The 13116-nt window shown below is 57.7% G+C and carries 11 protein-coding genes; 6 read left to right on the top strand and 5 right to left on the bottom strand.

From position 1 onward, the window contains the following. Nucleotides 1-35 precede the first annotated feature (35 nt). Nucleotides 36-479, top strand: a complete 444-nt coding sequence (locus tag AC13C8_RS12635; RefSeq protein WP_482847628.1) for an NUDIX hydrolase — start codon at nucleotides 36-38, stop codon at nucleotides 477-479. Here AC13C8_RS12635 and AC13C8_RS12630 read toward each other — a convergent pair. Further along, on the bottom strand, nucleotides 458-1756 hold the full coding sequence (locus tag AC13C8_RS12630) for a PP2C family protein-serine/threonine phosphatase (RefSeq protein ID WP_482847627.1): 1299 nt from the start codon (nucleotides 1754-1756) through the stop codon (nucleotides 458-460). The genes AC13C8_RS12635 and AC13C8_RS12630 overlap by 22 nt on opposite strands. A gap of 150 nt (nucleotides 1757-1906) precedes the next feature. Here AC13C8_RS12630 and AC13C8_RS12625 point away from each other — a divergent pair, with 150 nt between their 5' ends. Further along, nucleotides 1907-2221, top strand: coding sequence for an Hpt domain-containing protein (locus AC13C8_RS12625; RefSeq protein WP_091427669.1), 315 nt, complete (start codon nucleotides 1907-1909; stop codon nucleotides 2219-2221). Here the strand turns inward: AC13C8_RS12625 and ilvA are convergent. Continuing rightward, complete coding sequence (gene ilvA / locus AC13C8_RS12620) at nucleotides 2218-3465, bottom strand: threonine ammonia-lyase IlvA (protein ID WP_482847626.1); 1248 nt, start codon at nucleotides 3463-3465, stop codon at nucleotides 2218-2220. The genes AC13C8_RS12625 and ilvA overlap by 4 nt on opposite strands. A 138-nt stretch (nucleotides 3466-3603) precedes the next feature. Here ilvA and AC13C8_RS12615 point away from each other — a divergent pair, with 138 nt between their 5' ends. Next, complete coding sequence (locus tag AC13C8_RS12615) at nucleotides 3604-4827, top strand: argininosuccinate synthase (protein WP_482847625.1); 1224 nt, start codon at nucleotides 3604-3606, stop codon at nucleotides 4825-4827. Between the two features lie 77 nt (nucleotides 4828-4904). Beyond that, nucleotides 4905-5192, top strand: a complete 288-nt coding sequence (locus AC13C8_RS12610) for an SCP2 sterol-binding domain-containing protein (protein ID WP_091427663.1) — start codon at nucleotides 4905-4907, stop codon at nucleotides 5190-5192. On the opposite strand, the gene AC13C8_RS12605 is transcribed toward AC13C8_RS12610, so the two are convergent. Beyond that, on the bottom strand, nucleotides 5189-6076 hold the full coding sequence (locus tag AC13C8_RS12605) for a ribokinase (RefSeq protein WP_482847624.1): 888 nt from the start codon (nucleotides 6074-6076) through the stop codon (nucleotides 5189-5191). The two genes, AC13C8_RS12610 and AC13C8_RS12605, sit on opposite strands and share 4 nt — an antisense overlap. Nucleotides 6077-6251: 175 nt before the next feature. On the opposite strand from AC13C8_RS12605, the gene AC13C8_RS12600 reads away from it, so the two are divergent. Further along, nucleotides 6252-7271: an isocitrate/isopropylmalate dehydrogenase family protein gene (locus AC13C8_RS12600; RefSeq protein ID WP_091431919.1), complete on the top strand. Its 1020-nt coding sequence runs from the start codon at nucleotides 6252-6254 to the stop codon at nucleotides 7269-7271. 181 nt (nucleotides 7272-7452) lie between these two features. Continuing rightward, a complete protein-coding gene (locus tag AC13C8_RS12595) occupies nucleotides 7453-9666 on the top strand; it encodes an NADP-dependent isocitrate dehydrogenase (protein WP_482847622.1) in 2214 nt (737 codons plus the stop codon). A gap of 51 nt (nucleotides 9667-9717) precedes the next feature. Here AC13C8_RS12595 and AC13C8_RS12590 read toward each other — a convergent pair whose 3' ends face one another. Both AC13C8_RS12590 and AC13C8_RS12585 read right to left on the bottom strand, forming a co-directional pair. After that, nucleotides 9718-10593, bottom strand: coding sequence for a COG3904 family protein (locus AC13C8_RS12590; RefSeq protein ID WP_482847620.1), 876 nt, complete (start codon nucleotides 10591-10593; stop codon nucleotides 9718-9720). A gap of 45 nt (nucleotides 10594-10638) precedes the next feature. Next, nucleotides 10639-12900, bottom strand: coding sequence for an NADP-dependent malic enzyme (locus AC13C8_RS12585; protein WP_482847619.1), 2262 nt, complete (start codon nucleotides 12898-12900; stop codon nucleotides 10639-10641). Between the last annotated feature and the right edge of the window lie 216 nt (nucleotides 12901-13116).

Genomic DNA, 13116 nt, shown 5'->3' with positions numbered 1-13116 from the left:
CTATATGGTGTCGGCAACCGAAGGGAAAAGGGCAGATGCGCAGATTTGGCAAACAGCGGGAACATGGGCGCAAATACGTGCTGCGGCCTGGCGCCTATGCCATTCTCGTTCATGGTCGCGACATGCTGATCACCCATCAGGCCGAGCCGTTCAACGAATTCCAGCTTCCCGGCGGCGGGATTGATCCGGGCGAAACCGGGATTGTGGCGCTGCACCGCGAGGTGATGGAGGAGACGGGATGGAAGATCGCTGCGCCAAAACGGCTGGGGGCGTATCGCCGGTTCAGCTTTATGCCAGAATACGACCTGTGGGCGGAAAAAATTTGTCACATCTTCGCGGCCCGCCCGATCCGGCAGGTCGGCGCGCCGCTGGAGCCAGATCATCAGGCCATTTGGACCGATTTCGATACGGCCTTACGCATCCTATGCAACCAGGGTGATCGCCATTTTGTCCGCCATCACCTGCGGTCAGGTCGGTAAGTGACCATCACGCAAGATAAATCATCCCCCAGATCCTGCCCCCCTGAAAAGGCATCGAGATCCCAGACCAACGCATCGAACAGGGCCTCGTTCGTCAACGCGCTGTTTTTTCTAAGAATATTCGCCAACCCAGCCTCATCCAGCATGGCGCCGGAATTGTCGGTGCATTCGGTAAAGCCGTCGGAATAGAAGATCAACCGCTCACCGGGTAAGAGCGATAGCTGTTGTCGGTCGAACTGAGCATCTGTGATCAGACCAATCGGCATCCCACCTTCCCCGAAAAACCTCACCCGGTTCTGCGTCGACAACCGCACCGCATTTGGGTGGCCGCACTGTGACATCTCGACCGCACCGGTTGTCAGATCGAGATATCCGAACAGCATCGTAAAATAGTGCTCGGACCGCAGATCGTTCAGCAAGAGCTTGTTTAGCTCGTCTGCAACAATCTCGGGCGGGCGGCAGCGATAATCGCCGCTCGGCCCTCGCTCAAGCGCGATATTGTGCGTTGGCGACCCGTCCGAGAAATACGACGCCAGTCGCGCGGTCAGCAATGCGGAAGCGATCCCATGCCCGGACACGTCGATGGAGTAGAACGCAAGCGTGTCGGGGCCGGCCTCAAAAAAACCGACAAGATCGCCACCCACATGGCCGCAAGGTTTCAGCATCAATGACACCTCGGCCGCGCCAAAATCGCGATATTTTTCACGCACCAAAGATTGCTGCATCTTCCGCGCCTCGACAAGGTCACGGTCAAGCGAGTCATAAAGCGCCTGAATTTCATCAAGGGTCGAGGTGACAAGCCGGTTCTTATCCTGCAACTCCCGTTCCATCGACAGGATGCGGCCACCAGCATTGATACGCGCGCGCAACTCGTCCGGGTTGACAGGTTTTGCAAGAAAGTCATCCGCCCCGACGTCCAGCCCCTGCGCGACGGCGCCCTTGTCGGTTTTTGACGTCAGCAGAATGAAATAGACATAGCCCGCAAGCGGCAGCTGGCGAAACGCCGCGCACAGCTCAAGCCCATCCATCCCCGGCATCATCCAATCGCTGAGAATCAGGTCGAAATGCTCACGCCCAAGGATGTCCAACGCCTCGTCACCCGTTCCGGCTTCGGTCACGTCATAGCCTTGTCGGGTCAGGGAAGACGTCAATATGCGGCGCTGCGCCCGGCTGTCATCGACCACCAGAATCCGGCGGACCGGATTTTCAACCACCTGAACAGGTGGCGCAACTGGGGTTGGTTCGTCACAACCTAAATATGCATTTGCGGCGCTCACACTTATGTCCCGGATAGGATTCGCTTTGTCAGAAATGGTTAGCGCCTGTCGTTTAACAGTCATTTAAAGCGAAAATTTTACGTGATCTTCGCGGCTTACGGCTTGTTAACCGCCTGCGGCTAAACTGCCGGAGCGTAGAAGGAGGCCGTAATGATCAATTGGACTCGCGTGAATGAGCTGAAAGCCGAAATCGGGGAAGACGACTTCGCCGAAGTCGCCGTTCTGTTTCTGGAAGAAGTGGAGGAGGTGATATGCCGTCTGAAATCCGCACCGAAACCGGATCTGTTTGAACAGGACATGCATTTTCTGAAAAGCTCGTCTTTGAATCTGGGGTTTGATCAACTGTCAAAACTGTGTGGCGAAGGCGAGCGGGAAGCGGCAGCCGGAAACTATGACGCCGTTCCTCTGGCGCCCGTTTTCCAAACCTATGACGCATCAAAGCAGGCGTTTTTGAGCGGTGATTAGACCACGAACTCGGCGATGGTTTCATCGTTCGTGATGTCGGAATAGACAAAACCGCCCGCGTCCAGCCGGGCATATAGCGTTTCGAAATTTTCGGATCGGCTGGTTTCGATGCCAATCAGAACCGACCCGAAGTTGCGTGCGCTTTTCTTCATGTATTCAAACCGTGCGATATCGTCCTCTGGCCCGAGCGCTTGAAGAAAGTCTCTCAGCGCGCCTGGCCGTTGGGGAAGTCGCAAAAGGAAATATTTTTTTACCCCCGCATATCGCTGACTGCGTTCTTTCACTTCCGGCAAACGTTCGAAATCGAAATTGCCGCCGGACGTCACGCAGACTACGGTTCTGCCTTTCACCTCGGCGCGCAGGTCTTTCAGCGCATCAATTGACAAGGCGCCAGCGGGTTCCAGAACCACACCTTCGACGTTCAACATCTGAAGGATTGTCGAACAGATGCGATCCTCGGGCACCGTCAGAACGTGATCGGCAGGCGTGGCTTTCAGCGCGTCAAAGGTAAGCTGTCCGATTTGCGCGACCGCCGCCCCGTCGACGAAATTGTTAACCCGGTCCAGTTTGACCGGTGCCCCGACGTCCAGAGCTGCGGTCAAACTTGCGGCCCCGGCGGGCTCCACAAACCTGATATCTGTTTGCGATGAAACATCGCGAAAATATCGACTCACGCCCGCCGACAGCCCCCCGCCACCGACCGGCAACACGACCATGTCTGGCGGGCTGCTCAATTGCTCGACAATTTCGGCCGCGACGCTTGCCTGCCCTTCGATCACATCAAGGTCGTCAAAGGGCGACAGGAAATGCCCGCCAGCGTCAGAACAGAACTGCGTCGCCTCGGCCAGCGTGTCGTCGAAATAGTCACCAACAAGGCGGATTTCGACGTTGTCGCCGCCAAAAATGCGCGTCTTGTCAATCTTCTGCTGCGGTGTCGTGACCGGCATGAAGATCACGCCCTTCACATCGAAATGACGACAAACATACGCCACGCCCTGCGCGTGATTTCCAGCCGAAGCGCACACAAATACGCTGGTCTTTGGGCTGCGCGATCGCACCTTGGCCATCGCGTTCAGCGCACCCCGGATTTTGTAGCTGCGCACCGGGCTTAGATCCTCGCGTTTCAGCCAGATATCGGCTTCATACATCTTGGACAGGTGATCGTTGCGCAGCAAGGGCGTTGCGGGAAACAGCGTGCGCATCAGATGTTCGGCGCTGTGTGCTTTGTCTGTGAATTTGGTCATGGCACAGCCTTCGCCTGAAAATCAGAATGGTTCAAGCCCTTGCTGACGGTTCATACCTGCACCACGCTTTTGGGAAGGCTCCTTGCTCTTACCAATAAAAACAGGTAACTGCGCGCAGACGATACGTAGGAGAAAACAATGCCCGCGCCCAAGAAAGTTGTCCTGGCCTATTCCGGAGGTCTTGATACCTCGATCATCCTGAAATGGCTGCAAACCGAGTATGGTTGCGAAGTGATTACCTTCACCGCTGATCTTGGTCAGGGCGAAGAGCTGGAGCCGGCACGCAAGAAGGCCGAGATGCTGGGCATCAAGCCGGAAAACATCCACATCGAAGACCTGCGTGAAGAGTTCGTGCGCGACTATGTGTTTCCCATGTTCCGCGCCAACGCGCAGTATGAAGGTCTGTATCTTCTGGGGACATCCATCGCGCGCCCGCTGATCTCCAAACGCTTGGTTGAGATCGCGGAAGAGCACGGCGCGGATGCCGTCAGCCACGGTGCCACGGGCAAGGGCAACGATCAGGTGCGCTTTGAGCTGGCGGCCTATGCGCTGAACCCGGAAATCAAAGTAATCGCCCCGTGGCGTGAGTGGGATCTTGGCTCGCGCACACGTCTTCTGGAATTTGCCGAGCAGCACCAGATCCCGGTGGCCAAAGACAAACGTGGCGGGGCCCCGTTCTCGGTTGACGCGAACCTTCTGCACACCTCGTCCGAGGGCAAAGTGCTGGAAGATCCCGCCGAGGACGCACCTGATTATGTCTATCAGCGCTCCGTGCATCCAGAAGATGCCCCTGACACACCCGAATTCATCGAAATTGGGTTCGAGAAGGGCGACGCAGTGTCGATCAACGGCGTGGACATGTCCCCCGCAACCGTCCTGACCGAACTGAACGAATATGGCCGCAAGCATGGCATCGGCCGTCTTGATCTGGTTGAAGGCCGTTATGTCGGGATGAAGTCGCGCGGGATTTATGAAACCCCCGGCGGCACCATCCTGCTGGACGCCCATCGCGGGATTGAATCGATCACGATGGACCGAGGCGCGATGCATCTGAAAGACGAACTGATGCCGAAATATGCCGAGCTGATTTATAATGGATACTGGTTCAGCCCCGAGCGCGAGATGCTGCAAGCTGCCATCGACGCCAGCCAGGATCACGTGACCGGCACGGTGCGCATGAAGCTTTACAAGGGGTTGGCCCGCGTTGTGGGTCGCTGGTCTGATCATTCGCTTTATTCCGAAGAGCATGTGACCTTCGAGGAAGACATGGGCGCGTATGACCAGAAAGACGCGGCAGGTTTCATCCAACTGAATGCGCTGCGTCTGAAGCTGATCGCGATGCGTAACCGCCGCTTCAAGTAACCTCGCGCCACGTCACCGTGGACCGAAACTGAACGCCCTCGTATCAAGCGGGGGCGTTTATTTGCTTGGAGACCCGGATGCCATTGACCCCGATTGCCGAAAAGATTGAACGCGGCCTGAAGAAGCGGCCGTTCGACGAAAGCCTCAAGCTGGATTGCGGTGACGATGGTGTCATCATATTGCGCGACGGTGCGGTGTCACGCGACGATACGGACACAGCCTGCACAATTTCGATGACGCGTGATAATCTTGAAAAGCTCATGGCAGGCAAGCTGAACCCGATCAGCGCCTTTGCTATGGGCAAGATCAAAGTGTCTGGCGACGTCTCGATTGCGATGCGTCTGGGCCAATTGCTGAGAGGTTAATCAGAGCCTCTTTCTGCCAGGAACGCAACAACCTCGGCCCGGTTTGGCATCGCGTCCGCCGTGCCGTGGCGCGTGACCTGAATGGCCGACGCCGCCGCACCAAACCGGATCGCGTCAGGGATGGTCATCCCATGATCCAGCGCAGCGACCGTATTTCCGACAAAGCAATCGCCGGCACCGGTTGTATCTACCGGATCGACCTTGAACGCGTCCGCATAGATGTGTTCGCCCGTTGCACCAACCCGCCAGACAGCGCCATTCGCTCCCCGCGTGATTAATAGGTTGGGCACCTCAATATCATCGACCTCAACGCCCAGCGCGCTCGACAGTTGTTCGGCCTCAACCTCGTTCACCACAAGAAGGTCGACGACGGGCAGCATCTGGATTGCGCGAGATGCATCGAAGGGTGCGGCAGAGTAAACAACGAATACGCCACGCGCGCGCGCGATCAGGGCGGCCTCGTATGTCAGGCAGGTTTCGTTTTGCAGAACAAGATAGTCGTCCGGCACAGCCTGGCCCAACGCTTCACCGATTTGAGTGTCTGATATATGTGCATTTGCGCCGGAATAGAGAATGATCAAGTTCTCCCCAGCCGTATCAATACAGATATTGGCGTGCCCTGTGGCTGTGGGGACCGTGGCGACGAGATCAGTATCAACACCCGCGTTGGACAAGCGGGTCTTGCACCATCCGCCTTCCTCTCCAATGGCACCGATATGGTGCACAGGCGCACCCGCAAGCGCGGCGGCGATGGACTGGTTCGCGCCCTTGCCGCCCAGCCCCACACGATAACCCGACGACGCAAGTGTCTCGCCCGGCATCGGCAGGTGGTCCACCTCGTAAAAATGGTCGATATTGATGGATCCCAGATTATAGATTGCCAAGGTGCCCTCCCGTTTTGTGGGTAGCCTATTGCGCTGGACAGTTATCACAAGGGAAAGCTAGGCTGGACTGCGATTACCCCCGATTTATTCGAGGTGGTGAATTTGACTTTCTGCTTGTATTCCATTGTATACCGTTTAAGTGAGCAGGGAACGCGCAAAAAGCCTGGAGATAACCATGACCACCAAGATCCAAGCAACCCTGATTCCCGGCGACGGTATCGGCCCCGAAATCACACAAGCCGTCACTGCCATCCTTGACCATATGGGCAAGCCGTTTGAGTGGGACGTGCAGCAAGCAGGTATGGCCGGCATTGATGCGTCCGGCGACCCGCTGCCGCAAGCAACCATCGACAGCATCCACCGCACCAAACTGGCGCTGAAAGGCCCATTGACCACTCCGGTCGGCGGTGGCTTCAAGTCGATCAACCTGCAACTGCGTCAGGAGTTCGAGTTGTTCGCCAACGTGCGCCCCACCAAGACGATCAAGACCGATGGGCGGTATGACAATATCGATATGGTGATCTTCCGCGAGAACCTTGAAGGCTATTACATCGCCGACGAAGGATACATGGAGCATGATGGCGACCCACAAGGTAAAGTCTATTCCACCGGTTATAACACCAAGCAAGAAGCGCGCCGGATCACACGCGCTGCGTTCGACTATGCCGTCGCCAACGGGCGCAAGAAAGTCTCGATCGTGCACAAGGCCAATATCCTGAAGCTGCTGTCGGGTATGTTTCTGGAAGAGGCGCGCGAGGTCGCGAAAGAATACGAAGGACGCGTGGATTGCGACGAGCGCATCGTGGATGCCTGCGCCATGCAGATGGTGATGTATCCCGAAGCGTTTGACGTGATCGTCACCACCAACCTGTTCGGCGACATCCTGTCCGACCTGGCCGCCGGTCTGGTTGGCGGGTTGGGGCTGGCCCCCGGAGCCAATATCGGTAAAGACGCCGCGATTTTCGAGGCCGTCCACGGCTCCGCCCCCGACATTGCCGGTCAGCAGAAAGCCAACCCCTGCGCCTTCCTGATGGCGGCGGGCCTGATGCTGGAACATGTTGGCCTGAACGACGAAGCGGGCCGCCTGAAAAAGGCTGTGATAGAGACTGTTCAAGCCAAAGACCGCGTCACCCCAGATCTGGGTGGCACCGGCAATACCATGTCGATTGCCGACGCGATCATGGACCGGCTGTAGCGTTTCCAATCACGCAAATGGGCGCGTGGTCTGATCTTCGATCCCATTTGTGGCAACTGTTAGCGCCCCACCCTTTTTTTCTGCATCAATCTTGTGTATGTGGGTGGGGAAATTTCACCTTTCACCGGTTGGGGCGTTGGCCCTTCGGTGAAACTCTCCGCGAAAAATGAGGTGTCCTGACATGACCGATACATCGCAACCTGACATTCTGTATACCATTGTAGACGAAGCGCCCGAGCTGGCCAGCGCTTCGTTTCTGCCAATCATCAAGCGTTTTGCGTCCGCAGCGGGTGTGACTGTTGGCACCAAAGACATTTCGCTTGCCGCGCGCATCATCGCGACTTTCCCGGAAAACCTGACCGAAGATCAACGCCAACCCGACGATCTGGCCGAGCTTGGCAAGCTGGTGAAAACGCCTGATGCCAACGTCATCAAGCTGCCCAACATCTCGGCGTCGGTGCCGCAACTTGTGGCCGCGGTGGAAGAGCTTCAGGCGCAGGGCTACAAACTGCCAGACTATCCCGAAGAACCCAGGACCGACGAAGAGAAAGCCATCCGCGCCCGTTACGACGCAATCAAGGGTTCGGCGGTGAACCCGGTTCTGCGCGAAGGCAATTCCGACCGTCGCGCAGCCAAGGCCGTAAAGAACTTCGCCCAGAAAAACCCGCATTCGATGGGTGATTGGTCGTCAGACAGCAAGACCAAGGTCTCGTCCATGCCCGGCAATGATTTCTATGCGAACGAGAAGTCCGCGACCATCACCGCGACGCAAGCCGGTGATGCAAAGATCGAATTTGTTGGCAAAGACGGAAGCGTTACCGTTCTGAAAGACGGCTGGACGCTGGACGAAGGCACAATTGCAGACGCCACGTTCATGTCGGCCCGCGCGCTGGGTTCATTCCTTGCCGACGCCATTGCAGACACCAAAAAAGATGGCACCATGTTCTCGCTTCACATGAAAGCGACGATGATGAAGGTCTCGGACCCGATTATCTTTGGTCACGCCGTCAAGGCCTGGCTTGCACCCGTGTTCGACAAGTTTGGCGGTAGGTTAGAGGCGCTGGGCGTCAACCCGAACTCCGGTATGGGCGACTTGCTGGAACGCGTCGAAAACGACGCCGAAATCATGGCCGCGATCAAGGCTGTAACTGCTGAACGGCCAGCGATATATATGGTCGATTCGGACAAGGGCATCACCAACCTGCATGTGCCATCGGACGTGATCATCGACGCCTCGATGCCCGCCGTGATCCGCGCAGGCGGCAAGGGCTGGGACGCGGCAGGCAAAAAGGGCGACACCAACTGCGTGATCCCTGACCGGTGTTATGCAACCGTCTATGACGAAGCGATCAACTTTTTCAAAGAGAACGGGAAGTTGGATGTCACCACCGCCGGCGCCGTCGCAAATGTGGGTCTAATGGCGCAGAAAGCCGAAGAATATGGCTCGCACCCCACAACGTTCGAAGCCCCCGCAGACGGCATCATTCGCATTGTTCTGGCCAACGGTGACACCCTGCATTCGCACAATGTCGAAGCCGGAGATATCTGGCGCGCCTGCACCGTCAAGAAAGCGCCGATTGAAAACTGGATCGAGCTTGCGATGGACCGCCAACGCCTGACCGGGTCTGAATCGATCTTCTGGCTGGATGCAAACCGCGCCCATGACGCCGAGCTGATCAAATACGTCGAACCCGCGCTGAAAACAGCCGGGGTCGCCGATAAGTTCCAGATCATGGCACCGCGCAAAGCGACCCGCCAATCGCTGGAAACCATCACCGCGGGCAAGGATTCGATCGCCATCACAGGCAACGTTCTGCGTGACTATCTGACCGACCTGTTCCCGATTTTGGAGCTTGGCACCTCGGCCAAGATGCTGTCGATCGTGAAGCTGATGCAGGGCGGCGGGCTGTTTGAAACCGGTGCGGGCGGATCTGCCCCCAAACACGTTCAGCAACTGGTCGAAGAAAACCATCTGCGTTGGGATTCAATGGGTGAATTCTGCGCACTGGGCGAAAGCCTGAACTTCCTGGCCGATGCGAAAGGCAACGCCAAGGCGGGTGTTCTGGGTCGTGCAGCCGAAGATGCCACACAGGGCATTCTGGACAACAACCGCTCGCCGTCGCGCAAGGTGGGCGAGCCGGACAACCGCGACAGCCACTATTGGTTTGCCCGCTACTGGGCCGAGGCGCTGGCGGCGCAAACCGACGATGCTGAAATCGCGGCGGAGTTTGCCCCCATCGCAAAAGCTTTGGCCGACGGCGAACAGGCAATTTTGACCGAGCTTGCTGCGGTTCAGGGTCCGGCCGCCGATATCGGTGGCTATTACCACCCGAGCGTTGAGAAAAAGGCGAAAGTGATGCGGCCCAGCGCCACGCTGAACGCCATCATCGGTTAACCTTCTGCGCTGCAAAGCCAGAACACTCCGTCATATCTTGGCGGGGTGTTCTTATTTGCGCTGGGATTCCTGGGTCAACACATTGGCGCGGAGCAATTCATCACGCGCGGGAAACCAGATGGATCGGTTCGGGCTGTTATAGATGCGCGCGGCGAATTCATCGCTGACCCCCTGCTGCACGAAGAACAACCGGTCACGCTCTTGTTCTTCTGCGATGTCGAACTGGGGCAGCTTTGCCGCGTCCATCAGCGCATAGCCATGAAAGCCCAGCTGCGCATCTGGATCAGCGGTTCGCGTTGCCCCGGCGATAAACACGATTGTGCAGGCCGAGCTACAATTTTCTTCGACATGTGTGTCTAGCTTGGCTGAAGTGATCAGCTTTGCCAGCCCGCGTGCCTCAAAGATATTGCCGCCTGAACTGTCCAGATAAACGGTAGAAGGCCCGGCGTTTTCCGCCAGAATCGCCGCCATCCGCTTCGTGACCCCATGTGTCAGATCGCCCTTAAACGTCACCGCGCTGCGGGCATCATCCACGGTCAGCACATATTGCGCGGCGCGCATCCGTTCCATTTTGGCGGAATAAAGTTCTTCCGCTGGCGGCGCATTGGCGGCCAGCACCAGACCCCACCACTGTGACAGCATGACCGCGACCGCCACGATCAACGCGACCATTCCGCCCCACAACGGCAGCATCGAACTGGACCCTGACAGGTTGTGCTCTGCCGCACGAAAGTAACCGACAGACTGCCAGATCATCACGATCAAATCGGCCGCGACTGCGGCAAACAGGAAGATTTTGGGTAAGGGCTGCGCCCAGGTCAACAACGCAAGACCACCGTAGGCACCCAGGCGCAACAGAACACCATTGACCCAGAACGAGCGGTTCAGGGGCTGCTGTCCACGCCAATGAGTTTTAACATATCCCATGCCCCACGATAAAGGCATGAGACAATTCCGGTCAAACGGCTGAGGTTATCTCTCGCCCAACCGCGCCGCCGCCAAGACCGCCATGTTCAGAATGTCGTTCGAGGTGGAATTGGTCGAGCAAATCTGGATCGGTTGATCAATGCCTGACAGGATCGGGCCAATCACTGTCGCACCCGCCAACTCCTGCATCATCTTGACCGAGATTGACGCCGAATGCCGCGCGGGCACCACCAGCACGTTGGCGGGACCCGACAGACGACAGAACGGGTAATGCGCCATCACGTCTGCGTTCAGGGCGACATCGACGGTCATTTCGCCATCGAACTCAAAATCGACCCCGCGCGCTTCCAGAATGGCGGGGGCTTCGTGCATTTTCTCGGCCCGCTCGGACTTGGGATAGCCAAAGGTCGAGAAGCTGACAAAGGCCACCCGCGGCTCAAGCCCAAGACCGCGCGCGACGGCCGCGGCGCGCACGGCGATATTGGCCAGGTCCTCGGTCTCGGGCCATTCATGCACCAGCGTATCGGCAATCAGGACGATCCGCCCTTTGTGCAGCAAGGCGGTGACACCTACGGCTCCGTCCGTCGCGCGGGCGTCAAAGACATGGTTGATCCGGTCCAGAATATAGGCCGATTTGCGCGTCGCCCCGGTGATCAGCCCGTCCCCATGCCCATGCGCCAGCATCAGTCCCGCAAAGACATGCCGGTCGCGAGCCGCCAACCGGTTGATGTCGTGGCGATCAAAACCATTGCGTTGCAGCCGCTCATACAAGAACTCTTTGTATTGAGGCATTTGATCTGTGTTCGCCGCGTTCACCACGTGCAGCTCGCGCACCGCATCGCCCAGCCCTTCAGCTTCCAGCTTGGCTTTCACATCCTCTTCGCGACCAACCACAAGGGCACGACCATAGCCATTGCGCTGATACTGAACCGCAGCCCGCAACACCTGCGGCGTATCACCTTCGGCAAAGATCATGGTGGCCTGATTCTTACGCGCCCGTGCCGTGATCCCGCGCAGGATCGAGGCGGTCGGATCCATCCGTGCCTTCAGGCTTTGTTCATAGCCATCCATGTCGATGATCGGACGACGCGCAACGCCCGTGACCATCCCGGCCCGCGCCACAGCCGGCGGCACAACATAAATCAAGCGCGGATCAAAGGGCGTCGGGATGATGTAATCGCGCCCGAAAGTCAGCTTCTTGCCGTAAGCCATCGCGACCTCGTCCGGCACATCCTCGCGCGCCAGTTCGGCAAGCGCACGGGCGCAGGCGATCTTCATCTCGTCATTGATCGCGCGGGCGTTGATGTCCAGCGCCCCACGAAACAGATAGGGAAAACCCAACACGTTGTTCACCTGGTTGGGATAGTCCGACCGTCCGGTGGCGACAATGGCATCATTGCGCACCTCATGCGCTTCTTCCGGCGTGATCTCCGGGTCCGGGTTGGCCATCGCGAATATCACCGGGTTGTCGGCCATCGAGGCGACCATGCCCTGCGTCACCGCCCCCTTGACCGACACGCCCAAAAACACATCCGCGCCCTTCATCGCCTCTTCCAGCGTGCGCAGGTCGGTATTGGCGGCGTGGGCGGATTTCCATTGGTTCATGCCATCCTTGCGACCCTGATAGATGACGCCTTTCGTGTCGCAAACGATGCAATTGTCATGCTTGGCGCCCATGGCCTTGATCAGTTCAATGCAGGCAATCCCGGCGGCACCCGCGCCGTTCAAAACGATCCGGCAATCCTCGATCTTCTTGCCGGACAGATGCAGCGCGTTCATCAACCCCGCCGCACAGATCACCGCCGTGCCGTGTTGGTCATCGTGAAAGACCGGAATGTCCATTTCCTCTTTCAATCGTTGCTCGATGATGAAGCATTCCGGTGCCTTGATATCTTCAAGATTGATGCCGCCAAAAGTCGGCCCCATGAGTTTGACCGCGTCGATGAAGGCCTCGGGATCTTCGGTATCCAGCTCGATATCGATCGAGTTCACGTCGGCGAACCGCTTGAACAGCACCGCCTTGCCTTCCATCACAGGTTTTGACGCCAAGGCACCAAGATTGCCCAGCCCCAGAACCGCCGTCCCATTCGAAATCACCGCGACAAGGTTGCCTTTGTTCGTATAGTCATAAGCCGTCTGAGGATCGGCCGCGATGGCTTCGCATGGCACGGCCACACCGGGGCTATAGGCCAAAGACAGATCGCGCTGGGTCGTCATGGGGACCGAGGGGGTGACTTCGAATTTGCCCGGCATGGGGTCCAAATGGAAGGCAAGCGCCTCTTCCGACGTGATCTTGGCTTTGGGCATGAATTACGGCCTTTTTGAAGTGGTTGGAACGCCCAACCCATACAAGGGGTGAGCGGCGGCCTCAACCGCAATTCAAGCAATGTTATTTCGTTTGAAGCCAGATTGTTGCAATTTATAGAAACCAAGGAAGGGTTGGACAGCAATAACCCGAATGTTAGCGCCATCTTGGCCCCCCATCCTCACCACTTCGGTTCCCGCGTGCCTTTTTCTTGCAGC

The organism is Aliiroseovarius sp. B-4 (genome assembly GCF_056857795.1).
Note: the sequence above shows the minus strand (reverse complement) of the source record. Positions and strands in the feature narration are given on the sequence as shown.